The organism is Delftia sp. CH05 (genome assembly GCF_009827015.1).
Classification (GTDB): Bacteria; Pseudomonadota; Gammaproteobacteria; order Burkholderiales; family Burkholderiaceae_C; genus Comamonas; species Comamonas tsuruhatensis.
Genome location: NZ_WUMG01000042.1, coordinates 29,004 through 52,297, shown reverse-complemented (window position 1 = coordinate 52,297; position 23,294 = coordinate 29,004). Strand labels below are relative to the sequence as shown.

General features: G+C 65.4%; 24 protein-coding genes. 10 read left to right on the top strand and 14 right to left on the bottom strand.

All coding sequences use genetic code 11. The features are described from left to right. The coding region (locus GRX31_RS24205; RefSeq protein ID WP_160855243.1) for a transposase at positions 1–223 on the bottom strand (223 nt) is incomplete at its 3' end. A gap of 238 nt (positions 224–461) precedes the next feature. Between GRX31_RS24205 and GRX31_RS24200 the strand changes: the two genes are divergently transcribed. The 4 genes from GRX31_RS24200 (at position 462) to GRX31_RS24185 (ending at position 3,767) form a co-directional block, all read left to right on the top strand. After that, the gene (locus GRX31_RS24200; RefSeq protein WP_016447197.1) at positions 462–965 is read left to right on the top strand and encodes a GNAT family N-acetyltransferase; all 504 of its coding nucleotides are present in this window, start codon (positions 462–464) and stop codon (positions 963–965) included. Between the two features lie 442 nt (positions 966–1,407). After that, on the top strand, positions 1,408–1,944 hold the full coding sequence (locus GRX31_RS24195) for a cysteine hydrolase family protein (RefSeq protein WP_043790130.1): 537 nt from the start codon (positions 1,408–1,410) through the stop codon (positions 1,942–1,944). 171 nt (positions 1,945–2,115) lie between these two features. After that, positions 2,116–2,253: a hypothetical protein gene (locus GRX31_RS30650; protein WP_193726258.1), complete on the top strand. Its 138-nt coding sequence runs from the start codon at positions 2,116–2,118 to the stop codon at positions 2,251–2,253. A gap of 725 nt (positions 2,254–2,978) precedes the next feature. Beyond that, complete coding sequence (locus tag GRX31_RS24185; protein WP_017403885.1) at positions 2,979–3,767, top strand: class I SAM-dependent methyltransferase; 789 nt, start codon at positions 2,979–2,981, stop codon at positions 3,765–3,767. A gap of 36 nt (positions 3,768–3,803) precedes the next feature. Here GRX31_RS24185 and GRX31_RS24180 read toward each other — a convergent pair whose 3' ends face one another. The 4 genes from GRX31_RS24180 to GRX31_RS24165 all read right to left on the bottom strand — a co-directional run bounded on the left by GRX31_RS24180 (position 3,804) and on the right by GRX31_RS24165 (position 5,034). After that, on the bottom strand, positions 3,804–4,085 hold the full coding sequence (locus GRX31_RS24180; RefSeq protein ID WP_016447192.1) for a hypothetical protein: 282 nt from the start codon (positions 4,083–4,085) through the stop codon (positions 3,804–3,806). A 99-nt stretch (positions 4,086–4,184) separates the two neighbouring features. Beyond that, complete coding sequence (locus tag GRX31_RS24175; protein WP_017403886.1) at positions 4,185–4,433, bottom strand: hypothetical protein; 249 nt, start codon at positions 4,431–4,433, stop codon at positions 4,185–4,187. Then, the gene (locus GRX31_RS24170; protein WP_016447190.1) at positions 4,430–4,612 is read right to left on the bottom strand and encodes a hypothetical protein; all 183 of its coding nucleotides are present in this window, start codon (positions 4,610–4,612) and stop codon (positions 4,430–4,432) included. The genes GRX31_RS24175 and GRX31_RS24170 overlap by 4 nt, the downstream gene beginning before the upstream one ends. A 200-nt stretch (positions 4,613–4,812) precedes the next feature. Then, on the bottom strand, positions 4,813–5,034 hold the full coding sequence (locus GRX31_RS24165) for a hypothetical protein (protein WP_017403888.1): 222 nt from the start codon (positions 5,032–5,034) through the stop codon (positions 4,813–4,815). 522 nt (positions 5,035–5,556) lie between these two features. Between GRX31_RS24165 and GRX31_RS24160 the strand changes: the two genes are divergently transcribed. Continuing rightward, positions 5,557–6,744, top strand: coding sequence for a COX15/CtaA family protein (locus tag GRX31_RS24160; protein WP_160855239.1), 1,188 nt, complete (start codon positions 5,557–5,559; stop codon positions 6,742–6,744). Then, entirely contained in the window at positions 6,741–7,646 is a 906-nt protein-coding gene (gene cyoE / locus GRX31_RS24155) for a heme o synthase (protein WP_016447188.1), read from the top strand. Before GRX31_RS24160 ends, cyoE begins: the two co-directional genes overlap by 4 nt. Positions 7,647–7,718: 72 nt before the next feature. Here the strand turns inward: cyoE and GRX31_RS24150 are convergent, their stop codons facing one another. From GRX31_RS24150 to cyoA, 7 genes are all read right to left on the bottom strand, one after another. Continuing rightward, positions 7,719–8,255 (bottom strand): response regulator transcription factor, encoded by a 537-nt coding sequence (locus GRX31_RS24150; RefSeq protein ID WP_012205888.1) that lies wholly within the window; start codon positions 8,253–8,255, stop codon positions 7,719–7,721. 29 nt (positions 8,256–8,284) lie between these two features. After that, positions 8,285–9,586 (bottom strand): ATP-binding protein, encoded by a 1,302-nt coding sequence (locus GRX31_RS24145; protein ID WP_016447187.1) that lies wholly within the window; start codon positions 9,584–9,586, stop codon positions 8,285–8,287. A 113-nt stretch (positions 9,587–9,699) separates the two neighbouring features. After that, positions 9,700–10,413, bottom strand: a complete 714-nt coding sequence (locus GRX31_RS24140) for an SURF1 family protein (protein WP_160855247.1) — start codon at positions 10,411–10,413, stop codon at positions 9,700–9,702. A 71-nt stretch (positions 10,414–10,484) separates the two neighbouring features. Beyond that, positions 10,485–10,919 carry a cytochrome o ubiquinol oxidase subunit IV gene (gene cyoD / locus GRX31_RS24135; RefSeq protein WP_016447185.1) on the bottom strand — a complete coding sequence of 145 codons (435 nt, stop codon included), beginning with the start codon at positions 10,917–10,919 and terminating at the stop codon, positions 10,485–10,487. Next, complete coding sequence (gene cyoC, locus GRX31_RS24130; RefSeq protein ID WP_016447184.1) at positions 10,920–11,552, bottom strand: cytochrome o ubiquinol oxidase subunit III; 633 nt, start codon at positions 11,550–11,552, stop codon at positions 10,920–10,922. It abuts the gene before it with no gap. Next, on the bottom strand, positions 11,545–13,551 hold the full coding sequence (cyoB, locus tag GRX31_RS24125; RefSeq protein ID WP_016447183.1) for a cytochrome o ubiquinol oxidase subunit I: 2,007 nt from the start codon (positions 13,549–13,551) through the stop codon (positions 11,545–11,547). The genes cyoC and cyoB overlap by 8 nt, the downstream gene beginning before the upstream one ends. A gap of 65 nt (positions 13,552–13,616) precedes the next feature. Next, entirely contained in the window at positions 13,617–14,663 is a 1,047-nt protein-coding gene (cyoA, locus tag GRX31_RS24120) for a ubiquinol oxidase subunit II (RefSeq protein ID WP_016447182.1), read from the bottom strand. 297 nt (positions 14,664–14,960) lie between these two features. Here cyoA and GRX31_RS24115 point away from each other — a divergent pair, with 297 nt between their 5' ends. Continuing rightward, entirely contained in the window at positions 14,961–16,298 is a 1,338-nt protein-coding gene (locus GRX31_RS24115; RefSeq protein WP_016447181.1) for an MFS transporter, read from the top strand. A 141-nt stretch (positions 16,299–16,439) separates the two neighbouring features. Here the strand turns inward: GRX31_RS24115 and GRX31_RS24110 are convergent, their stop codons facing one another. After that, positions 16,440–16,739 (bottom strand): hypothetical protein, encoded by a 300-nt coding sequence (locus GRX31_RS24110; protein WP_160855237.1) that lies wholly within the window; start codon positions 16,737–16,739, stop codon positions 16,440–16,442. Between the two features lie 435 nt (positions 16,740–17,174). Here GRX31_RS24110 and alaS point away from each other — a divergent pair, with 435 nt between their 5' ends. The 3 genes from alaS to GRX31_RS24095 all read left to right on the top strand — a co-directional run bounded on the left by alaS (position 17,175) and on the right by GRX31_RS24095 (position 22,233). Continuing rightward, entirely contained in the window at positions 17,175–19,799 is a 2,625-nt protein-coding gene (alaS, locus tag GRX31_RS24105; RefSeq protein WP_016451657.1) for an alanine--tRNA ligase, read from the top strand. 91 nt (positions 19,800–19,890) lie between these two features. Next, positions 19,891–20,973, top strand: coding sequence for an ABC transporter substrate-binding protein (locus tag GRX31_RS24100; RefSeq protein ID WP_016447178.1), 1,083 nt, complete (start codon positions 19,891–19,893; stop codon positions 20,971–20,973). A gap of 45 nt (positions 20,974–21,018) precedes the next feature. Next, entirely contained in the window at positions 21,019–22,233 is a 1,215-nt protein-coding gene (locus GRX31_RS24095; protein WP_337193980.1) for a GGDEF domain-containing protein, read from the top strand. Between the two features lie 36 nt (positions 22,234–22,269). Here the strand turns inward: GRX31_RS24095 and GRX31_RS24090 are convergent, their stop codons facing one another. Continuing rightward, complete coding sequence (locus tag GRX31_RS24090; protein ID WP_016447176.1) at positions 22,270–23,292, bottom strand: GGDEF domain-containing protein; 1,023 nt, start codon at positions 23,290–23,292, stop codon at positions 22,270–22,272. Positions 23,293–23,294 lie beyond the last annotated feature (2 nt).

Below are 23,294 nucleotides of genomic sequence, written 5' to 3'. Positions count from 1 at the left end.
CGACTGCCTCGCCAGCGGAGACGGCGGTCAAAGCACCTTGCCGTTCGAGCTTGCGCCACTGGAACAGCAGTCCAGCCGAAACGCCTTCCTGCCGAGCGACCAATGACACGCTCATGCCTGGTTCGTAGGTTCGGCGCACCAGCGCCGCCTTCTCTGCGAGAGACCAGCGCCTGCGGCGCTGGTCCTTCACGACTACCTCGATTGACTCCGTATGCCTAGTCATATGCACAGTCCTGTTCCTATCTTCAAAGATAAGCGATAGGACGGGGCCGGGGAATCAGGGGGCTATTTCATCTTGATGGTGCGCCGAGCTTGAACTCGAATTCTTAGGCTGCCCGCGCCGAGCGGGCTTCGTCGTTTCAATGGTGCACTTGACAAGGCTGTAGGGTGCAAGCGCGCTGCCGGGCTTCCGACGGATTCCTGGGCTGGCTACACTTTTCTCTCCACAGAGAAGGGAAGTCATGGGCACAGATATCTACGTTTCGACGCTGACCGCCGATCTGGAGCAGCAGTTCATCGACGCGGTCGGACAGAGCCGCAAACTGCACGCTCCATGGGTTTCGCCGCCCAGCACGGCACAGGAGTTCCAGGGCTACCTGGCTCGCGTGCAGGAGCCGTCGGGTGCGGCATTTGTGATCTGGGAGTGGCGCAGCGATGGTTTTGCCGGGGTCGTGCAGATCACGAACATCCTGATGGACCCGTTCCGCTCTGCCCATATCGACTTCTTTGCATTCTCGGGCTTCGAAGGGAAGGGCCTGATGAAGGAGGGCCTCGCGCATGTCGTGAAGCAGGTCTTCAGGACTTCGAAGCTGCATCGGCTGGAAGCCAACATTCAGCCTGAGAACAAGGCAGCCATAGCACTGGTGAAGTCCTGTGGTTTCAAGTTGGAGGGGTTGTCGCCCGCATTCATGAAGGTCGGTGGTCGCTGGCGAGATCACGAACGCTGGGCGCTGTTGTCCGCGTAGTCGCTGCCGGATCCGTCAGCGCCTGGGGGTTCTCCATGAACTGGTCTCGCAAAGGACGCAGCACCTTGTCATCCTGGGAAGTGACGAGACGTCGAAGAAGGTGAAGCACACCGAGGTGCAGACAAGCCCTAACAGTGGGCTTGTTCTTGCCTGACGTCTCCCCCGAAAACAGCTGGACAGCGTCCGGAACTACAGGGGCGAGATCTGCGGCGCGACAAACGCAAAAAAGCCGCATAGGTGCTGAGATGACAGGCGAAGGCGCTCGTTACAATGGAACTCCATGGTTTACTGCACTCTCACCACTACCACCTCCACGACCGCTTCCTGCGGACCGTGTGAAGTGCCGTGAGTCTCAGTTGAACCACTTCCCAGGCCCGCCAGCGATGGACAGGGCCCTTTTTTTTGCCCTTGCGTCGCCGGCACCACGCAAGGAGTTGTTCTCATGTTTGCTCTGTTAGTCCTCGATGTTCAGGTCGGCCTGGTCCGAGGCCCTGAACCCATGTGGCGCTGCACCGAGGTGCTGGACACCATCAATACCTTGATGGCACAGGCCCGCCGTGCGGGAGCGCCAATTTTTCTGGCTCGTCACATCGGTCCCGTGGGAACGCCCATTGGCCCAGGCAGCCCACTGACCCAACTCGCACCCGAACTGCAACTGGACGGCAGTGAGGTTGTGTTCGAAAAACACCGCCCAAGCGCCTTTGCAGGCACCGATCTGTTGCAGCAGCTTCAAGCACGCAACGTGACCGGCCTGGTCATCACCGGCATGAAGACTCAGTACTGCGTGGACACCAATTGCCGGGTCGCTCGCGATCTGGGCCTTGATGCCGTCCTTATTGCGGATGGACATACTTGTGCCGACACCCCCCAGCTTGCAGCGCAGAAGATTGTGGAACACCACAACGCGACGCTGGCAGGGGCGTTTTGCGCGGTCATGCCCGCAAACGCCTGGGATTTCTCGGCACCGGTTCACACCTGATCTGCTGGAGTCCGCCCATATTGAGGCACACGCTAGCGATTGCAGCGCCATTTGTCTTTCAGACCACCGGGCCATGGGCCAATGCCGACGGCCTGGTCCTGCCTTGCGCTGATTCCCTGACCTGTGCTTGTCCGACAAGGGCGTGCCTGGGCGGCACCCATGCTTGAGGCCATGAACACACCTCCTCCCAACACCCCTGGCCAAGTGCCCACGTCGTCGTCCCGCAACCGGTTCGCCACCAGGCGGACCATGTACATCGCCGCAGCCGTCGTGGCCGTGGCGCTGATGATGGTGTTTGCGCCCTGGTAGGCGCGATCCACTGTCATGGTCCCGCCCATGCCCGAAAGGGCATGAGAAAGCCCGCCATTTGGCGGGCTGTCGTTTTGGGGAATCGCTTGCCTTAGTGCGCAGGGTGCGCCGTGGGTGCTTGCGCCGTGGGTGCTTGCGCCGTGGGGAGTCGGGCCAGCTTCTGCGAGCAATCGCTGCACACGTGCCACGCATGGAATTGGCGGGCGCCTGTGGCGGGCTTTTCCTGTTCGCACTGCATGCAGAAGACGGCGGGGGCCAGGTCCAGGAGCCGGATCGGCTCTCTGCCTTTCTTGGGACTACGCATAGCTCTCCTTCAAAGTGTTGCTCCTCGGTATCCATTGGGCGCCGGGTTGGAAAAGGCGGTCGTCAGCGGGCGCGCCAAGGCGCAGCAGAAGCCGGCGCCATCGAGGGTGCGTGTTCAACTTACAGCCAGGCCGTCTCACGGTTGTGACTTTTGCATGACCGTGTGGGGAAGGCGCCGCAGCTGTTTGACAGCGTGCTTCGGGCAACCCTAGAATTTTTGCTTCCGTTCCTGCGACCATTGCGAGCCTGACATGAACCTGTGACGCCTTCGGACCTTCGTCCGACCAATCCCCCGAAGCCCTTTGCCGGCCGACGGCGGACGCCTGCGTCACCTCCTGCCTGTTCGTTGATTGCTCTGCGTTTCCTGAACGCAACCCGGCGTCGCCGTGCGGCCTCCTTTCGGAATTTTTGAAAGAGTGCCCATGACGGAATCCATCGATATCCTCGCCCACAACACGGCCGCCTGGAACCAGCAGGCTGCCAAGTCCTGCGACTGGTCGCGCCCGGTCGACAGCGCCGAAATAGCACGGGCCCGCGCCGGAAGCTGGCAGGCGCGGCTCACGCCAGGCCCCTTGCCTGCCGGCTGGCTGGATGATGTACGCGGCCTGCGCATCCTCTGCCTTGCCAGCGGCGGCGGCCAGCAGGCGCCCATTCTTGCGGCAGCGGGCGCCCAGGTCACCGTCTTCGACGCCTCAGCCGGCCAGCTTGCGCAGGACCGGCATGTGGCCGAGCGCGAAGGCCTTGCGCTGACCTGCGTGCAGGGCGATATGCGCGATCTGGGGGTCTTTGCAGACGCCAGCTTTGATGTGATCTTTCACCCCATCTCCAACCTCTACGTGCCCGATGTGCGGCCCGTATGGCGTGAATGCGCGCGGGTGCTGACGACGGGCGGGCGTCTTCTGTCCAGCTTCTGGAATCCGGTGGTCTTCGTGGAGGACCGTGATCCTGCATTGCGCGAGCAAGGACTCGTGCGGCCCGCCTGGCGCCTGCCGTATTCCGATGTGGCGGATTTGCCGCCCGAGGCGATTGCGGCCAAGCGCGAGCGCAACGAGGCCCTGGTGTTCGGCCATACGCTGGCCGATCAGATCGGGGGGCAGTTGGATGCGGGGCTTGTGCTGACGGGCTTCCACGAGGACTGGCAGCCCCACGCCCGTTTTGTGATCGAGAAGTTCGTGCCGACCTTCATTGCGACACGTTCGATGAAGGTCTGAACGCGCTACCTACGGCCTGGACCGGCCTTGCCGCGCTCAGGTGCGCAAGGCCGGTATCCAGGTCTGTTGCTGGGCGGGTTCTGCCACGGGCTGCGCCGGTTGCGGTCGGGGAGCAGGGCCTTTGGCCTGGGGCGATGGCTGGGCCTGCCGCACCTGCTCGGCGCCGGACTTGGCCAGCAGCAGCATCACGGCCATGCAGATCAACGTCAGCAAGAGCACCACGCAGATGGGGCCCAGATCCACGGAGGCGATGTCCAGCCCCTTCAGCGACTGCCAGCGTTCTGAGCGTATTTCCAGCGGTTCTTCGGGATCGGCCATGACACCTCCACTGCGTTGAGTGTGCCTCCATGCTAGGCGCAAGTGAGCATGCAAACAATATGGGAACTTCGCCAGGATGCGAGGGTATACCGCAGGCAGCTACTTGACCCACATCAATTGCGCCGCCACGGCCAGGGCGATGGCCAGCAGCACCAGCAGCACCAGCCTTGCCACGATGGTGACCGCCTTGCGGCGCGCTGCTTTGCGGGTGTTGCGCGGACGAGGTGGGGTAGGCGGCGGCTGCGTGGCATCCAGGGCTGCAATTCTTTCCAGCCAGTCCTGGGTTGTTGGCAGGGCAGTGGCGGGCGGTGACGAGGACGGGGACGAACCGGGCTTGCCGCGGTTCATGGCTCCAGCTCCTGCCGCATCTCTTCCAGCACCTCCAAGGCGCCCTGGATCATGGCCTGCCTGTGCTCCAGCGCAGCCTTCTGGGTCTGCAGCCGTTCCAGCTGCTCGGCTACCTGCGCCTCGTCGGCCCGCAGCTTCTTCAGCCGCTCCTGTATGGCCTCCATTTCCGGGGCGCTCATCTGCCAATCCTCCAGCATGCGAAGGGCGTGGCACGTGGCCCGGTCCCTTCTCACAATTCACACGAATGCCGGCAATTATCTGTGCGTCTTAGCGACTGGCTATGAATGAATTGATATAGATTGTCATCGGCTGGCGCAGAAGGGGGCCGAAAGCTTGCCGCTGCATGCGCACGGTGCTGCGCAGATCAGAGCAGCGCAGTTCAATGCGCGAGGAATTTGAGAAAGATCCGCCCCTGCCGGGTTCTGACCTCGGTCCCTTCGATAAAGCCCATCAGTCTGGCCGAGCCGTCCATGGAGTACAGCGCCGGCCCATCGATGCGGTAGATGAGCCTGGTCCCGCACCGGACGAATTCATCGCCTTCGACACGCCCGATTTCGTGTCCGCGCCCATCAAGCACAGTCCACGAGCGTCCTGCAATCATGGCCTCACCCGGCGGTTGCCGGTCCCCAAGTGAAAGCGTCAATCTAAGGAACGCTGGGCGTCTGAATCTGAGCGAATCTGAGCAGTTGTGCAAAGCCGGGCCACCGATGCCTCGGGTGGCACCCGGCGCAAATTCGTGTGCGCCCGGCCCAAGCCGCATCACGCCGGCCAAAAGAAGCTGGCTGCGGTCTAGGGGCACTGCGCGCTTGGGCGCTTGAGTGGTGCGCAGGCAAGTAGAATTGTTTCATATCAAAGACATGCTGCTCTGAAAGTTGCAGCGACCGGGCCCGCTTGGCGGGCCTTGTGCATGGGGCGCCGTCCCGCAGCCTGTATCTGGGTGCATGTCCTGATTCTCTGTGGGCCCGGCCTGCGATCCAATCTCGCGCATGGGGCTGAGCCTTCTCGTCAAATTGCTCTCATTTATGAAGTTCTGCTGTCGCCAACCGGATGCGCCTGTGGCATTGCCTTGCGGCTTGCCTGGGGTCGGTTCCGTCCGGTGGACGCTGCGCTGCGGAGGGCGGAGGTGAACGAGCAGGCGCTGTACGATCTGGCCCCCGTTCTGGAGCTGATGCTGCTGGGCCTGTTGCTGGCGCTGGGACCCTTGGCCTGGGTGTGGCTGCGCAACCGCAACGGTGGCTCGCTCAAGCGGCTGCAGGCACTGTCGGTGCTGACGCTGTTCCTGACTTTCGACCTGGTGCTGTTCGGCGCCTTTACGCGCTTGACCGATTCCGGCCTGGGCTGCCCTGACTGGCCGGGCTGCTATGGCAGCGCCAGCCCCATGGGCGCCCGCGCGCAGATTGCCGAGGCGCAGGCCGCCATGCCCACCGGGCCGGTGACGCATGGCAAGGCATGGATAGAGATGGTCCACCGCTATCTGGCCACCACCGTGGGCGTGCTCATCATCGCCATGACCATCATGGCCTGGCGGCGTGCGCGCCGCCAGGGCAGGGCGGGCGCCCAAGGCGTGGAAGGCGCACGGCGGGGGGCCATGAGCCCCTGGTGGCCCACGCTGGCGCTGTTCTGGGTCTGCCTGCAGGGTGCCTTTGGCGCCTGGACCGTGACCATGAAGCTGTTTCCGGCCATCGTGACCCTGCACCTGCTGGGCGGCACGGGCCTGCTGGCCTTGCTGTGCGTGCCCGCCGTTGGGCTGAGCCGGGCGGCTCGCCAGCAGCAGGCAACGGTGATTTCCCCGGGCCTGCGTGCTCTGCTGTGGCTGGGCCTGGGCTTGCTGGTGCTGCAGGCGGCACTGGGTGGCTGGGTCAGCACCAACTATGCGGTGCTGGCCTGCAGCAGTTTTCCGACCTGCCAGGGCAGTTGGTGGCCGGCCATGGATTTTTCGCAGGCGCTGCAGATCTGGCGTCCGCTGGGCCTGCTGCAGGACGGCAGCAACATCAGCCTTGCGGGCCTCACGGCCATCCACTATCTGCACCGCCTGGCGGCCTATGTGGTAGTGGCCGCGCTTGCCGGGCTGTGGTGGCGGTTGGGCGAGGCGCCTGCCCTGGCGCCGCAGCGCCGCGTGCTGGCTGCGTTTTTGGTGTTGCAGGTGCTGACAGGCCTGTCGAACGTGGTGCTGGACTGGCCGCTGGTGGCTGCAGTGCTGCATACGGGTGGCGCAGCCGCGCTGGTGACCGTGATTGTTTGGTGCCTGGCGGCCAGTCGCCCGGGCACGCTGCGGGCCGGGTTACCGGTTGCCCGTGGAGAGATTGCATGAGTAAACAAGCTTCCCTGAGTGTCGAGTCCTCACGCTGGACGCAGTTCTATGCCCTGACCAAGCCGCGCGTGGTGCAGCTGATCGTGTTCTGCGCGCTGATCGGCATGGTGCTGGCCGTGCCGGGCTGGCCCAACGCCGACCAGTGGCTGCACATGGCGCTGGCCTGCCTGGGCATCTGGCTGGTGGCGGGCGCCGCAGCGGCCTTCAACTGCCTGGTGGAGCGCCATATCGATGCGCGCATGAAGCGCACCTCCTGGCGGCCCACGGCGCGCGGGGAGCTGACCAGCCAGCAGGCCCTGGCCTTCTCGGCCATCCTGTGCACGCTGGGTGCGCTGGTGCTGCTGCTGTGCACCAATCCGTTGACCATGTGGCTGACGCTGGCCACCTTCGTGGGCTATGCCGTGATCTACACGGTGATCCTCAAGCCCGCCACGCCGCAGAACATCGTGATCGGCGGCGCCTCCGGCGCCATGCCGCCCGTGCTGGGCTGGGCCGCGATGACGGGCCAGGTCGGACCCGAGGCGCTGATCCTGTTTCTCATCATCTTCCTGTGGACGCCTCCGCATTTCTGGGCGCTGGCGCTGTACCGCGTGGAGGACTACCGCCAGTCGGGCCTGCCGATGCTGCCCGTCACGCATGGCAGCGAGTACACGCGGCTGCAGATCCTGCTGTACACGGTGATCCTGTTCGCAGCCTGCATGCTGCCCTTTATGTACGGCATGAGCTCCTGGCTGTACCTGGTGGTGGCCGTGGTGCTGAGCGTGGGCTTTTGCGGCTATGCCTTCGCGCTGTGGCGCAATTACTCGGACGAGCTGTCGCGCAGGACTTTCCGCTTCTCGCTGGTGCATCTGAGCGTGCTGTTCCTGGCACTGCTGATCGATCACTACCTCTGGCTGGGCTGATGGCCTGAGGGCCATGGCCGCGCAATGACAAACCGGGCCCTTGAGGCCCGGTTTGTCTTGGTGCCTGCCGTCTTACTTGATCTGCCGCTTTTCCAGCTTGCGCGCCAGCGTGCGCCGGTGCATGCCCAGGCGGCGTGCGGCCTCGGAGATGTTGAAGTCGCTCTCGGCCAGGGTTTCGTGGATGTGTTCCCACTCCAGTGTCTTGATGGAAGTGGGGTTGCGCGACAGCTCCACGTCGGTGCGGCCTTCGAGGCGGCCGAAGGCGGCCTCGATGTCGTCGGTGTTGGACGGCTTGGCCAGGTAGTGGCAGGCGCCGAGCTTGACGGCCTCCACGGCCGTGGCAATGCTGGCATAGCCGGTGAGCACGACGATCAGCGCCTCGGGGTTGTGCTGGTGCAGCATCTGCACGCAGCTCAGGCCCGAGGCATTGCCGGCCAGCTTGAGGTCCATGACGGCGTATTGCGGCGAATGCGTCTGCAGCAGCTCGCGCACTTCCTCGGCGCTGGCGGCCTGCAGCACGCGGTAGCCGCGCCGCTCGAACGATCGCGTCAGCGTGCGTGCAAACGTTGCATCGTCTTCAACCAGCAGCAGGAGGCGGGAGCTGTCCATGGGCGATTCGGGTTCCTGTGGGCGCCGCTTCAGGCGCCGGGTTCAATGGCAATCGATGACAGGGGCAGGCGGATCTCCACCTCGCTGCCCCTGGGCGGGGTGTTCCTCACCTGAACGCGTCCGCCCAGCGAGCGCGCCACGTTGAGCACCAGGAACAGGCCCAGTCCGCGGCCCGGGCGCTCCGTCTTGGTGGAGATATGGCGCTGGCCCAGCTGCTCCAGCACGGCAGGTGCAAAGCCGGGACCCTTGTCGCGCACGGTGATGCACAGCATGCCGGTGCGCACGGACAGGTGCAGCGCCACATGGCCGGGAGATGCCTCGGCGGCATTGTCGAGCACATTGCAAACCATTTGCTGCAACGCGGTATCCGAAAGAATGGGGAAGTCCTCTTCGGCCTGGACATAGTCGAAACGCTCTACCGCATGGCGTGACTGCCATTGGGCGACCACTCCATCCATGAAGGCATGCAAGGTCGTGGCCTGGGGCGCGTCGGCGCGGGTTTCGCCGGCGGACATGAGCACGCTGGAGACGATGGATTTGCAGCGCAGCAGCTGCTGCTGCATCTCCTGCAGGTCGGCGAGCAGATCGGGATCTTGCGTGATGACGGGCATGCGCTGCCAGTCGCCCAGGATGACGGACATGGTCGACAGCGGCGTGCCCAGCTCGTGCGCCGCGCCCGTGGCCAGCAGGCCCATGCGCACGATGTGCTCTTCCTCGCTGGCGCGCTGGCGCATGTTGGCCAGCCGCGCGTCGCGCCGTCGCAGGTTGGAGACGATGCGGCGCAGGAAGACCACCAGCAGCACCGTGGTCAGCCCGAAGCTGATCAGGATGCCGCTCACGTACAGGCCGGGCAGCCCGTCCGGTCCCGCCGCGCCAATGGGCAGGGGCCAGTGCACGATGGCCAGCACCAGGGTGCACAGCGAGGTGCTGGCAACGATGATCCAGGCGTGCACGGGCCTGAGCAGCACGGCGCCCAGAATGCCCTGCAGCAGGAACAGGTAGATGAAGGGATTGCTGGCGCCGCCGCTCAGATACAGCTGTATGGCCAGGGCGAGCACGTCGGCCAGCAGGGCCAGGAACAGGTTGCGCGCCGAGATCTGGCGGCGGTGGCTGCGGTACCAGTAGATGTAGCCGAGGTTGGTGAACACGCTGGCCATCAGCACCAGGGCCATGGCCGGCAGCGGCAGGTTGATGCCGAAGCCGTAGTGCACCAGGGAGATGGTGATCACCTGCCCGACCACGGCAAACCAGCGCAGCTGTATCAGCAGCTGCATGTTCTGGCGTTCGGTGGTGCGCTCGACGCGGAACAGGGACTCTGAAGGCGAATTCACGCGGGCGATTGTGCGCTACCGCAGGCAGCCGTGGCGCGGCAGGGTCTTGTAGAGGACTGAAGAAAAAGGGCCACCGATGTCATCGATGGCCCCATTGCCTGCGCAAGGCGGTTCTATGGCTTGCCGGCCGGCTGCCGGTCATTGCGCCTGACCAGCCAGGCGGCACCGACCACCATCAGCGCCAATCCGTACCAGGTCAGTGCGTAGACCAGGTGGCTGTTGGGAAAGCGGATCACGGTCATGCCCGGGCGCGGCCAGGTGCCGTCCGCCACGGGCTGGCCGGGCAGGCCGGCGTCGATGAAATAGGGCGCTGCCTTGCCAAGGCCCTGGGCCTGTGCAATGGCCGCCACATCGCGCGAGAACCAGCGCTGCTGAGCAGGATCGTTCTCGCGCAGAAAACCGCCGCGCGGCTCGCTGATGCGCAGCAGGCCGGACACCGTCACTTGGTCCTGGGATGCCTGCCCGGGCTGCGCCTGCCAGCGTGCGCGCTGCTCCGTGGGGATGAAGCCCCGGTTGACCAGCACCTGGCTGCCATCGTCCAGCTGCAGCGGCGTCAGCACCCAGAAGCCTGCTCCCAGCTCGGTCACGGCCTGGGTCAGCACGGTCTTGCCTGTCAGCCATTGGCCGCTGGCCTGCACGGCGCGGTATTCATGGTCGGCGGCCGTGATCTGCGGCCATTCGGCGGGCGGGGGCAGGGCAGCGGGCGCGGCGTGCACGCGCTGCTCCACGCGCTCTATGAGATCCAGCTTCCAGGCGCGGCGCTGCACCTGCCAGCTGCCCAGGAAGATGAAGCCCAAAAACAAGGCGATGCCCACCGAGATGAGCATCGCCTGAGCGAGTGGGCCGCGCCGGCGCGATGCGCCTGCGCGGCTGGAGGGCCCGGAGTTTCCGGATGCGGTCAAGGCGTGACCACGGCCGGTGCCGTCTGCGCCGCAGGATCGGCCGGCATGGTGTGCTGGGGCATCATGTTGGTGTTCATGTGGAACATGACCCACAGCGTGCCTGCGATGCCGATGGCCACGAAGACCACGGTGAAGATGGTGGACAGCAGGGTCCAGCCGCCTTCGATCTTGCCGTTCATGTGCAGGAAGAAGACCATGTGGACCAGGATCTGCACCACGGCGAAGCCGCCGAGCACCATCACGGCCGTCGAGCGGTCCGAGATGATGTTGCCCATCACCAGCCAGAACGGGATGGCCGTCAGGATGATCGAGAGCACGAAGCCCCACATGTAGCCCGAGAACGTGCTGTGCGGGCCGGCATCGTGGTGGTGGTCGTCATGGCCGTGATGGTCGTGGTGACCGTGGCCGGCGTGGATGTCGTGTGCAGCCATTTACAGCACCCCCATCAGATAAACAAAAGTGAAGACGCCGATCCAGACCACGTCCAAGAAGTGCCAGAACATCGACAGGCACATCAGGCGGCGGTTGTTCTCGTGCGTCAGGCCGTGCTTGTTGATCTGGATCATCAGCGTGACCAGCCAGATCAGGCCGAAGGTCACGTGCAGGCCGTGGGTGCCCACCAGCGTGAAGAACGAGGACAGGAAGGCGCTGCGCTGAGGGCCAGCGCCCTCGTGCAGCAGGTGGGAGAACTCATAGAGTTCCAGGCCCAGGAAGCACAGGCCGAACAGGCCGGTGATGGCCAGCCACATCTGCGTGCCGCCCAGCTTGCCCTGCTGCTTTTGCAGCATGGCGAAGCCGAAGGTGATCGACGACAGCAGCAGGAAGGCCGTGTTCATCGCCACCAGGGGCAGGTCGAACAGCTGGGCGCCCGTGGGGCCTGCAGCGTAGTTGCGGCCCAGCACGCCATAGGTGGCGAACAGCGCTGCAAAGATCAGGCAGTCGCTCATCAGGTAGAGCCAGAAGCCCAGAGCGGTGCCGTTTTCGGGATGGGGCTCCTCGGCGAGGTGGTACTCACGCGGGGCCAGGGCGGCAGCGCCGCCTGCGGTGTAACGGATATCAGACATGACGTGCCAGCTGTTGTGTGCGCAGTTCTTCCGTGGCCGCGACTTCCGCGGCGGGGATGTAGTAGTCGCGCTTGTAGTTGAACGTGTGGATGATCGACGCCAGCACGGTGGCGGCGAAGGACACGATGGCCAGGGGCCACATGTGCCAGATCATCGCGAAGCCGAAGACCGTGGACAGCGCAGCGATCACGACACCGGCGCCGGTGTTGGCGGGCATGTGCACGGGCTTGAAGCCGGTCAGCGGACGCTGGTAGCCGTGCTTCTTCATATCCCACCAGGCATCGATCTCATGCACCACGGGCGTGAAGGCGAAGTTGTACTGGGGCGGGGGCGAGGATGTGGCCCACTCCAGCGTGCGGCCTTCCCATGGATCGCCGGTTTCGTCACGCAGCTGGTCGCGCTTGAAGTAGCTGACCACGAGCTGCATCAGGAAGCTGCCGATGCCCAGGGCCACCAGGCCTGCGCCGCAGGCGGCGATGATGAACCAGATCTGCAGCGAGGGGTCCTCGAAGTGGTTGGCGCGGCGCGTCACACCCATCAGGCCCAGCACGTACAGCGGCGTGAAGGCCACCCAGAAGCCGACCAGCCAGAACCAGAAGGAGCACTTGCCCCAGAACTCATCGAGCTTGTAGCCGAAGGCCTTGGGGAACCAGAAGTTGATGCCGGCGAACACGCCGAACACCACGCCGCCGATGATCACGTTGTGGAAGTGGGCGATCAGGAACAGGCTGTTGTGCAGCACGAAGTCGGCCGGGGGAACGGCCAGCAGCACGCCGGTCATGCCGCCGATGGCGAAGGTGCACATGAAGCCCACGGTCCACAGCATCGGCACGGTGAAGCGGATGCGGCCGCGGTACATGGTGAACAGCCAGTTGAAGATCTTGGCGCCCGTCGGGATCGAAATGATCATCGTCGTGATGCCGAAGAACGTGTTCACGCTGGCGCCCGAGCCCATGGTGAAGAAGTGGTGCAGCCACACCAGGTAGGACAGGATGGTGATACACACCGTCGCGTACACCATGGAGGTGTAGCCGAACAGGCGCTTGCGGCTGAAGGTCGAGACGATCTCGGAGAAGATGCCGAAGCACGGCAGGATCAGGATGTAGACCTCGGGGTGGCCCCAGATCCAGATCAGGTTCACGTACAGCATGGGGTTGCCGCCCAGGTCGTTCGTGAAGAAGTTCGTGCCGACGTAGCGGTCCAGCGACATCAGCACCAGGGCTGCGGTCAGGATGGGGAACGAGGCCACGATCAGCGCGTTGGTGCACAGGGCAGTCCAGGTGAAGACGGGCATCTTCATCAGGTTCATGCCGGGTGCGCGCATCTTGATGATGGTCACGATCAGGTTGATGCCCGACAGCGTGGTGCCGACACCGGCCACCTGCAATCCCCAGATGTAGTAGTCAAGCCCGACCCCCGGGTTCTGCGCCCCCAGGTTGGACAGGGCCAGCCAGCCGGAGGTGGAGAACTCGCCCAGGAACAGCGAGATCATCACCAGCACGGCGCCGCCCGTGGTCATCCAGAAGCTGAAGTTGTTCAGGAACGGGAAGGACACGTCGCGGGCGCCGATCTGCAGCGGCACCAGGTAGTTCATCAGGCCAGTCACGAAGGGCATGGCCACGAAGAAGATCATGATCACGCCGTGGGCCGTGAAGATCTGGTCGTAGTGGTGCGGAGGCAGGTAGCCCAGGTTGTCGCCGAAGGCCATGGCCTGCTGCAGGCGCATCATCAGCGCATCTGCGAAGCCGCGCAGCAGCATGACCAGACCCAGGATCATGTACATGATGCCGATCTTCTTGTGGTCGATACTGCACAGCCAGTCGCGCCACAGCGGGCCCCACAGGCGGAACTTGGTGAGAAGGCCCAGCACGCCGAGGCCGCCGAGCACCACGGCGATGAAGGTCACCAGCACGATGGGCTCATGCGCCATCGGGATGGAGTCCCAGGTGATGCGTCCCAGCAGCCAGTGGGCCTGTGCCGGGGAGGTATGTTCAGACATATCGAGTCTCTTAGGTCGTTTTGGAACGGGCGGCGGGCTGGCCGTCGTCCGCTTCCGCTATCTGCTTATTGCTGTGCGCTGGCGGCCGAGCCGTCGCGCTGGTCCAGGAAGGCCACGACGCGGTCGGCGTTTTGCACCGTGCACACATCCTGGGGCAGGTTCATGCCCACGGCCTTGAGATAGGCTTCACCGCCTGCGGCATCGATGGCCATCATGTGGTGCATGCACATCTTGCCTTCCTCGACGCAGCGGTTGAGCACCTTGTCGTACAGGCCTTCGTCCACGGTGGCGAAGCGCTCGACCGGGTTGCGCTCGCTGGGCTTGACCAGATTCAGGTAGGTGTCGCGGTTCAGGGCCTTGCCTTCGGACTTGGCCTTGGCAACCCACTGCTCGAATTCCTCGTCGCTGAGGCCGTGGAACTTGAACGTCATGCCCGAGAAGCCGGCGCCGCTGTAGTGCGATGCCAGGCCGTGGAACACACCGGTCTTGTTGATCACTGCGTTCAGCTCGGTCTGCATGCCGGGCATGGCATAGATCATGCCGGCCAGGTCAGGCACGTAGAAGGCGTTCATCGTCGAGGTGGCGGTCAGCTTGAAGTGGATGGGACGATCCACGGGAGCGGCCAGCTCGTTGACGGTGGCGATGCCCTTTTCAGGGATGAAGAACAGCCACTTCCAGTCCATGGCCACGACCTGCACTTCCAGCGGCTTGACATCGGTGCTCAAGGGCTTGGAGGCCGAGACGCGGTCCAGCGGGCGGTAGGGGTCGAGCTTGTGGGTGCTGATCCAGGTGATGGCGCCCAGCGCGATGATGATCATCAGCGGCACGGACCAGATCACCAGCTCCAGCGTGGTGGAGTGGTGCCATTCGGGGTCGTAGTGGGCCTCGGTGTTCGACTGGCGGTATTTCCAGGCGAACAGCAGCGTGAGGATGATCACCGGGATGATGATGATCAGCATCAGCAAGGTGGCCGTGACCACCAGGTTGCCTTGCTGCGCGGCGATATCGCCGGCCGGGTTGAGCACGACGGCTTTGCTGCAGCCAGTGAGACTGGCTGTCAAAGCGGCCGCGGTGAGCCACGCAGGCCCACGGAGTTCCTTGATTTTTAGCATGCTAGGGGCGCAACAAGAGCGCGTTTACATAGAAACGCGGATTACAAGATCCGGGCAAATGTATTACGAAGTATAAATTTGTCCATTGGACATTTTGTCCAACGTCAAGGAGAAGCCGGGAACTTTCTGCTACCTGGCGGGGCAGGCAGCGGGGTCCCGGCGATCCGGAGGCCGCATTTTTCGGCCGCGCGCAGCAGGAAAAACACCAAGTCCGGTCGAGGTGAAACCGCCTTGCGCCAGATCAAGCGAGGGCGTAGAACGGAGCTGTCAGTGAGACGAGACAAGGAGCATCCATCTATGAGCGGCCTCGACACAACTGCAAGCTTCCCCAACGGAAGCTACGAAAGCAAGGAATCTCTGTCCCGCGCCGACACCCACGAAGATGTCACGCCCAACGAGATCGCCGTCGGCGTGATCCTGGGGCGATCCTCGGAGTACTTCGACTTCTTCGTGTTCGGCATCGCCTGCGTGCTGGTCTTCCCGGCACTGCTGTTCCCCTATCTTTCCAAGCTTGACGGCACGTTGATGTCGTTCGGCATCTTCGCGCTGGCCTTCGTGGCGCGGCCGTTGGGCACGGCGCTGTCCATGGCCGTGCAGCGGCGCTGGGGCCGGGCGACCAAGCTGACGCTGGCGCTCTTCCTGCTGGGCGTGTGTACGGTGGGCATGGCCTTCCTGCCCAGCTACCAGCAGGCGGGCGTGAACGCCATCATCGTGCTGGCGCTGCTGCGCATCGGCCAGGGCATTGCACTGGGCGGCTCCTGGGACGGCCTGCCGTCGCTGCTGGCCATGTCGGCCCCCCAGAACCGGCGGGGCTGGTATTCGATGATCGGGCAGCTGGGTGCGCCGCTGGGCTTTGTGCTGGCGGCAGGCCTGTTTGCCTTCATCTATGCCCATGTGGATGCCGACGAGTTCCTCAGCTGGGGCTGGCGCTATCCCTTCTGCGTGGCCTTTGCCATCAACGTGGTGGCACTGTTTGCCCGGTTGCGCCTGGTGGTGGGCCAGTCCTACACCGAGCTGCTGGCGCAGCGCGAGCTGGAGCCCATGGGCGTGGTGCCGCTGATGCGTGACGAGGGCCGCAACGTGGTCATCGGCGCCTTTGCAGCCCTTGCCAGCTTTGCGCTCTTCCACCTGGTGACCATCTTCCCGCTGTCCTGGATCTCGCTGTATTCGGACCAGTCGGTGAACCATGTGCTGGGCGTGCAGATCGTTGGCGCCTTCTGTGCGGCCGGCGCCATCATGGTTTCGGGCTGGCTGGCCGACCGGGTGGGGCGGCGCAACACGCTGGGCACCATGGCCTGCCTGATCGGCATCTTCAGCTTTGTGGCTCCCTGGCTGCTGGGCAGCGGCACCACGGGCAACAACGTGTTCATCATCGTCGGCTTCATCCTGCTGGGCCTGTCCTACGGGCAGGCGGCAGGCACGGTGACGGCCAACTTCCCCTCGCGCTATCGCTATACGGGCGCGGCCCTGTCCTCGGACATGGCCTGGCTGGTCGGCGCGGCCTTTGCCCCGCTGGTGGCGCTGGGCGTGTCCTCGCGCTTCGGCCTGGTGGCGCTGGGCATCTATCTGCTGTCGGGCGCGCTGTGCACGCTGGCGGCGCTGGGCATCAACCGGGCCATCGAGACGCGCGACTGAACGGGCCCTTGCAAGCCAAAGGCCGGCTCTGCCGGCCTTTTTTGTCGCCGGGCCGCCCCAAGGCAAAAAGCTGGCCCCCTGGGGGGCAGCGGACCTTGCGAAGCAGGGGAGCGTGGGGGCATTTTCCGTTGCGGCTCCGCCTCAGGGGTTTTCACCGTAGCGCTGCTTGAAGTCGAATTCGAGCCTGTCGCAGTCCTGCACCGATTCAAACTGCTGCGTCTTGCGCTCGGCCTCTGGCCGCGCGGTTTCCTTGCGGCAGATCTTGATGGTTTCGCGCTCCACCCAGCGCGCCTCACCTTCGGGCGTGGACAGCAGCTGCCCGGCCAGCATGAGCACACCGAAGAAAGCCACGGGCAGGCCGATGAGCCAGGGCACGATGCGGCTTTTGCCTGGTTGGGCCGGTTTGGCGGAATGAGGCTCGGGTGTCGGTGGTTGCGCCATGGTGTGCTTGCTGTGGTTCCGGCTGGCGATTATCCAGGGCGCCCATCGCGCGCAGTCTGAGCGGGATCAGGGAACGGCGAGATCGCCTGTGCTAGCCATCTCCCCCATCTCCTGCACCCGCCATTCTCCAGCGCAAGAATGTCGGCCCTGCGGCCCGGATGGGGCGCCACCCACAGCTGCAGGCGCCGCGGACCGGCCAGTCGCGCGCCGCTGTTGCGCGCACATGTCAGCGATCCGGCCAGCGGCGGGCTGGAGATCGTGCTCAAGGGCGGGCAGATGGGGGGTAAGGCCTTCTTCGGCCAGGTGCGCGATGGAGGGACGGGCGGGGCTCGCTGCCGCGACGATGGGGCAAACCTATAATGCGCGTTGGTCCCGACGGGACACCCTCCCGCCAGGGACAGCGCCCCGCGTGCGCGCTCCGAACTCCTAGACACCATGAGCACACCCACTTTCACCGTTGCCGACATTCGCAAGAGCTTTCTGGACTTTTTCGCATCCAAGGGCCACACCATCGTGGAGTCGAGCCCCCTGGTGCCCGGCAACGACCCGACGCTGATGTTCACCAACTCGGGCATGGTCCAGTTCAAGGACGTGTTCCTGGGTACCGACAAGCGCCCCTACACGCGTGCCACCTCGGTGCAGACCTGCCTGCGCGCAGGCGGCAAGCACAACGACCTGGAAAACGTGGGCTACACCGCCCGCCACCACACCTTCTTCGAGATGCTGGGCAACTGGTCCTTTGGCGACTACTTCAAGCGCGAGTCGCTCAAGTGGGCCTGGGAACTGCTGACCGAGGTCTACAAGCTGCCCAAGGAGCGCCTGCTGGCCACGGTCTACGCCGAGGACGACGAGGCCTACGACATCTGGACCAAGGAAATCGGCCTGCCGCCCGAGCGCGTGATCCGCATCGGCGACAACAAGGGCGGCCGCTACAAGAGCGACAACTTCTGGATGATGGCCGACACCGGCCCCTGCGGCCCCTGCTCGGAAATCTTCTACGACCACGGCGCGCACGTGGCCGGCGGCCCTCCGGGCAGCCCTGACGAAGACGGCGACCGCTTCATCGAGATCTGGAACAACGTGTTCATGCAGTTCGACATGGACGAGCAGGGCAACGTCAAGCCGCTGCCCGCCCCCTGCGTGGATACCGGCATGGGCCTGGAGCGCCTGGCCGCCATCCTGCAGCATGTGCACAGCAACTACGAGATCGACCTGTTCCAGGCACTGATCAAGGCGGCTGCGCGCGAGACGCACATTGCCGACCTCGAGACCCCGTCGCTCAAGGTCATTGCCGACCACATCCGCGCCACCTCCTTCCTGGTGGCCGACGGCGTGATCCCGTCCAACGAAGGCCGCGGCTACGTGCAGCGCCGCATCGTGCGCCGCGCCATCCGCCACGGCTACAAGCTGGGCCAGAAGACGCCGTTCTTCCACAAGCTGGTCAAGGACCTCGTGGCCGTGATGGGCGACGCCTATCCCAAGATCCGCGAGCAGGAAGCGCGCATCACCGAAGTGCTCAAGGTCGAGGAAGAACGCTTCTTCGAGACCCTGGCCAACGGCATGGAAATCCTGGATGCGGCGCTGGCAGGTGGCGCCAAGGTGCTGCCCGGCGACGTGGCCTTCAAGCTGCACGACACCTACGGCTTCCCGCTGGACCTGACCAACGACGTCTGCCGCGAGCGCGGCCTGGGCGTGGACGAGGCAGGCTTTCAGGCCGCCATGGAAGAACAGAAGAACAAGGCCCGCGCGGCTGGCAAGTTCAAGATGGACCGCGCCCTCGAGTACACGGGCCAGGCCAATGCCTTCACCGGCTACCAGAAGCTGGCCGAGGCCGCCAGGGTGGTGGCACTGTATGCCGAAGGCAGCGCCGTGCAGGAACTCAAGGCCGGCCAGAGCGGCGTGGTCGTGCTCGACACCACACCCTTCTACGCCGAGTCCGGCGGCCAGGTGGGCGACCAGGGCGTGATCAGCACCGCAGGCGCGCGCTTCGCGGTCGAGGACACGCTCAAGATCAAGGCCGATGTGTTCGGCCACCACGGCGTGCTGGAGTCCGGCAGCCTGAAGGTGGGTGATGCCGTGCAGGCCGAGGTGGACACGCAGCTGCGTGCCGCCACCATGCGCAACCACTCGGTCACGCACATCATGCACAAGGCCCTGCGCGAAGTGCTGGGCGACCACGTGCAGCAAAAGGGCTCGCTGGTCAACGCCGAGCGCACGCGCTTCGACTTTGCCCACAACCAGGCCGTGACCGCTGCCGAGATCCGCGAGATCGAGCGCCGCGTGAACGCCGAGATCCTGGCCAACACGCCCACCGACGCGCGGGTGATGGACATCGAATCGGCCAAGGCCACGGGCGCCATGATGCTGTTCGGCGAGAAGTACGGCGACTCCGTGCGCGTGCTGGACATCGGCACCAGCCGCGAGCTGTGCGGCGGCACCCACGTGCAGCGCACGGGCGACATCGGCCTGTTCAAGGTGGTGGGCGAAGGCGGCGTGGCCGCTGGCGTGCGCCGCATCGAGGCGGTGACCGGCGAGAACGCGCTGGCCTACCTGCAATCGCTGGAATCCACGGTGGACCAGGCGGCCGCTGCGCTGAAGGCGCCGACGGCCGAGCTGAACACCCGCATCGGCGGCGCGCTGGAGCAGATCCGTGCGCTGGAGAAGGAAGTGGCTGCGCTCAAGGGCAAGCTCGCTTCCAGCCAGGGCGACGAACTGGCCGGTCAGGCCGTCGACGTCAAGGGCATCAAGGTGCTGGCCGCCAGACTGGAAGGCGCCGATGCCAAGACCCTGCGCGAGACCATGGATAAGCTCAAGGACAAGCTGGGCGCCGCCGCCATCGTGCTGGCGGCGGTCGATGGCGACAAGGTGCAGCTGGCTGCCGGCGTGACCAAGGCCGAGACCTCGCGCATCAAGGCTGGCGAGCTGGTGAACTTCGTGGCCAGCCAGGTCGGCGGCAAGGGCGGCGGCAAGCCCGACATGGCCATGGCCGGTGGCACGGATGCAGCGGGCCTGCCGGCCGCGCTGGCCGCCGTGCAGGCCTGGGTGGCAGAGCGCGCCTGATCCAGCTGCGCGGCAGATGATTGCTGCTGCTCCCGCTTCGGGACGCCCCGGTGGATTCCTCCACCGGGGCGTCTTGCCGTGGGCGCTGCGCATGGCGTGCGTGATGGGCGTGGTGGCGCAATCGGCCGCTGCCGCCGCGCAAAGCGTGGTCTTCATCAACCCCGGCCGGTCCGACGAGCGCTACTGGACCACGGTCAGCGAGGCCATGCAGGACGCGGCCAGCAGCCTGGGCATGCAGCTGCAGGTGCGCTATGCGCAGCGCGACCACCTGCGCCCCATCGAGATCGCGCGGCAGATCGCGGCCCTGCCCAAGGCGCAGCGGCCCCGCTACGTGATGTTCACCAACGACTACAGCGTGGCGCCCGAAATCCTGCGCACGCTGGAGGCGGCAGGCATAGACAGCTTCATGGCCTTCAGTGGCGTGCCCGAGACATTGCGTGGCCAGACCGGCGTGGCGCGGGAGCGCTATCGCCACTGGCTGGGCAGCCTGGAGCCGGGCGCCGAAGAGGCCGGCTACCTCACGGCCAAGGCCCTGTTCGCCGCCGCGCGGGCGTCGGGCCACGCGCGTGCGGCCGATGGCCGGCTGCACATGGTGGCCATTGCCGGCGACCGCTCCACGCCCTCGTCGGTGGAGCGCAATGCCGGCATGCGCCGCGCAGCGGCCGAGGCCGGCGACGTGGTGCTGCAGCAGGAAGTCTTTGGCGAATGGCGCCGCGAACGCGCCGAGCAGCAGGCGGCCGTGCTGTTCCAGCGCTATCCCGAAGTGCGCCTGGTGTGGGCCGGCAACGACGAGATGGCCTTTGGCGCCATGCAGGCCTGGCGCGCGCGCGGGGGAGCGCCCGGGCACGATGCCTTCTTCAGTGCCATCAATTCATCGGCCGCCGCCATGACGGCGCTGCGCACGGGCGAGCTGAGCGCGTTGGCGGGCGGCCATTTCCTCACGGGCGCCTGGGCCCTGGTCATGCTGTACGACCATGCGCACGGCAGCGATTTCGCCACCGAAGGGCTGGAGCAGGTGCGGCCCATGTTCGCCTTGCTGGACAAGTCCCAGATCGACCGCTACGAGCACAGGATCAGCGCGCCCCTGGCTCCGCTGGACTTTCGCAGCTACAGCAAGCACCTCAATCCCCGGCTGCGGCGCTACGGATTCGAGTTGAAGCACCTGCTGCGCTGAGCGCCTTCCATGCCCCGCTTCCGTTCGATCGCCTCCTTGCTGATTGTGCGTATCATGCTGCTGGCCGTGGCCTGCATGCTGGTGTTCGGCGGTGCCCACGCCTGGTGGGAGTACCGCAAGGGGCAGCAGGAGTTTCGCCGTTCCATGGAGACGGTGGTGACCAACAGCATGATCTCGCTGTCGGCCGCGCTGTGGGATATAGAGCCTGCCCTGGTGCACGAGCAGGTGCAGTGGCTGGGCCGGCTGCCCCTGGTCGGCCATGTGCAGCTGCGCGTCACCTCCACGGGCGAGATGTACGAGGCCGGCGAGCCCAGGGATGGCCAGGCTCCCGCCGTGTCCATGGCCATTGCGGCGCCCAGGCACAGCCAGTCCAGCCTGCCGCTGGGTGAGTTGCAGGTCTGGGAAGACCGGGGCCACTACCTGGAGGTGCTGCGCGACTCCACGCTGCGTGTGCTGCTGGGCTATGCGCTGTTCACGGCCCTGGTCTGCCTGATGGTGGCCTGGGTGATGCGCCGCGAACTTCGCCAGCCGCTGCAGCAGATTGCAAGCTTTGCGGCCAGCCTCAAGCCCAACGAGCTGTCGCGGCCACTGGTGCTGGAGCGGACCCGGCGCGGCCAGCACGACGAGATCGATCTGGTGGTGCAGGGCTTTGCCCAGCTGCAGCATGACCTGCGCGGCCACATCGAGCATCTGGACCTGCTGGTGGCCCAGCGCACCGGGCAACTGCAGGAGCTGGTGGAAGAGGTCAAGCGCATGTCGCTGACCGACGCGCTGACCGGCTGCCTCAACCGGCGCGCCATGGACGAGCGCCTGGCGGCCGAGGTCGTCCAGAGCCGGGACCGGGGCGCGGCGCTGAGCGTGATGTTCGTGGACGTGGACCACTTCAAGCGGGTGAACGACAGGCACGGCCATGCCGCCGGCGACGCCGCGCTGCGCGAGGTGGCGCTGCGCTGCCAGCGTGCGCTGGAGCTGGATTCGTCGGCGCACTGGATGGCGCGCTACGGCGGGGAGGAGTTCCTGATCGTGATCCCTGGTGTCGCTGCGGCCCGGGCCGGGGCACTGGCCGGTCAACTGCGCGAGACCGTGCGCACCACGCCCGTGCATGTCCACGGGCTGGATCTGATGCTGACGGCCAGCTTTGGCGTGGCCCAATTGCGTGGCGGCGAGGGCGTGCAGCAACTGCTGCAGCGTGCCGATGCCATGCTCTACGAGGCTAAGCACGCCGGGCGCGACTGCGTGCGCGTGGCCGACACGGCCTGACCGACCCGGCCTGACCGGCCTGGCCTCAGGTCGGGCTCAGAACAGTTCGATGTCGTTGCTGTTCACCTGGGGTGCCAGCAATCCCTGGGTGATCAGGTCGCCGTAGTACCAGGTCTGGTTGCGGCCATGTTCCTTGGCGTGGTAGAGCGCCTGGTCGGCATGCCCCAGAACCTCCACGGGCGCGCCGGTGCCCATGGCGGCAAATCCCGCGCTCACGGTGATGCGGCCGACCTGGGGAAACTCGTAGCTCTCCACATCGTGGCGCAGGCGCTCCAGCGCCTTGCGCGCATTGGCCAGGCTGACCGAGCGCAGCAGCACCACGAACTCCTCTCCGCCGAAGCGGAATACGCGGTCCTTGGCATCGAAGCAGCTGCGCAGGATGTTGGCCACCAGGATCAGCACCTCGTCGCCATACAGATGGCCGAAGCGGTCGTTGATGCGCTTGAAATGGTCGATGTCGATGGCGGCCAGCCACTGGCCCGGAACATCTTGCGTGGCCACGCCAGGCATGGCTGCCGGCGGCTCCTGCAGAGACAGGCGCAGGAACTGCTCGTCGAAGGTCTTGCGGTTGAGCAGGCCGGTCAGCGCGTCGCGCTCGCTGTAGTCCAGCAGGCTCTGGTAGTTGTGATAGACACCGAAGATGCCCTGGATCACATCCAGCCGGCTGGGCGAGAAGGCCGTGGACTGGGCAATCTCCAGGCAGTGGTAGGCCGTCTCCTGGCGCCACAGCGGTAGCCACAGCACATGGCGGCCATCGGGCTGCACGGCCGAGGCGACCAGGGCGCGCTGCTGCAGGGCCTGCTGCAGCGAGGGCATGGAGGACAGCTCCACGCTCTGCGGGTCGTACAGGGCCTCGGCATCGGTGGACATGACCTCATCGCCCTGGCTCCAGGTGCGCGCACGCACGCAGTGCCTGCCGTCAGGCATGGCGAACAGCTCCAGCGCCCGCACCTGCACCACGCCGTTGAGCTTGAACAAGGTGGACAGCACCGAGATTTCCAATCGCAGATGGTCCCGGTGGGCCGTCATCTCGACCAGATTCTGTAGCAATGGCTGCATGC

Bases quoted from the DNA above. Each gene is read 5' to 3' on its own strand.
- GRX31_RS24170 (WP_016447190.1), bottom strand. From the start codon at position 4,612: ATGAGCGCCCCGGAAATGGAGGCCATACAGGAGCGGCTGAAGAAGCTG.
- GRX31_RS24200 (WP_016447197.1), top strand. From the start codon at position 462: ATGGGCACAGATATCTACGTTTCGACGCTGACCGCCGATCTGGAGCAG.
- alaS (WP_016451657.1), top strand. From the start codon at position 17,175: ATGAGCACACCCACTTTCACCGTTGCCGACATTCGCAAGAGCTTTCTG.
- GRX31_RS24100 (WP_016447178.1), top strand. From the start codon at position 19,891: ATGGCGTGCGTGATGGGCGTGGTGGCGCAATCGGCCGCTGCCGCCGCG.
- GRX31_RS24195 (WP_043790130.1), top strand. From the start codon at position 1,408: ATGTTTGCTCTGTTAGTCCTCGATGTTCAGGTCGGCCTGGTCCGAGGC.
- GRX31_RS24180 (WP_016447192.1), bottom strand. From the start codon at position 4,085: ATGGCCGATCCCGAAGAACCGCTGGAAATACGCTCAGAACGCTGGCAG.
- cyoA (WP_016447182.1), bottom strand. From the start codon at position 14,663: ATGCTAAAAATCAAGGAACTCCGTGGGCCTGCGTGGCTCACCGCGGCC.
- GRX31_RS24090 (WP_016447176.1), bottom strand. From the start codon at position 23,292: ATGCAGCCATTGCTACAGAATCTGGTCGAGATGACGGCCCACCGGGAC.
- GRX31_RS24185 (WP_017403885.1), top strand. From the start codon at position 2,979: ATGACGGAATCCATCGATATCCTCGCCCACAACACGGCCGCCTGGAAC.
- GRX31_RS24175 (WP_017403886.1), bottom strand. From the start codon at position 4,433: ATGAACCGCGGCAAGCCCGGTTCGTCCCCGTCCTCGTCACCGCCCGCC.
- GRX31_RS30650 (WP_193726258.1), top strand. From the start codon at position 2,116: ATGAACACACCTCCTCCCAACACCCCTGGCCAAGTGCCCACGTCGTCG.
- GRX31_RS24140 (WP_160855247.1), bottom strand. From the start codon at position 10,413: ATGCTCATCTCGGTGGGCATCGCCTTGTTTTTGGGCTTCATCTTCCTG.
- cyoC (WP_016447184.1), bottom strand. From the start codon at position 11,552: ATGTCTGATATCCGTTACACCGCAGGCGGCGCTGCCGCCCTGGCCCCG.
- cyoB (WP_016447183.1), bottom strand. From the start codon at position 13,551: ATGTCTGAACATACCTCCCCGGCACAGGCCCACTGGCTGCTGGGACGC.
- GRX31_RS24165 (WP_017403888.1), bottom strand. From the start codon at position 5,034: ATGATTGCAGGACGCTCGTGGACTGTGCTTGATGGGCGCGGACACGAA.
- GRX31_RS24150 (WP_012205888.1), bottom strand. From the start codon at position 8,255: ATGGACAGCTCCCGCCTCCTGCTGCTGGTTGAAGACGATGCAACGTTT.
- cyoE (WP_016447188.1), top strand. From the start codon at position 6,741: ATGAGTAAACAAGCTTCCCTGAGTGTCGAGTCCTCACGCTGGACGCAG.
- GRX31_RS24110 (WP_160855237.1), bottom strand. From the start codon at position 16,739: ATGGCGCAACCACCGACACCCGAGCCTCATTCCGCCAAACCGGCCCAA.
- cyoD (WP_016447185.1), bottom strand. From the start codon at position 10,919: ATGGCTGCACACGACATCCACGCCGGCCACGGTCACCACGACCATCAC.
- GRX31_RS24115 (WP_016447181.1), top strand. From the start codon at position 14,961: ATGAGCGGCCTCGACACAACTGCAAGCTTCCCCAACGGAAGCTACGAA.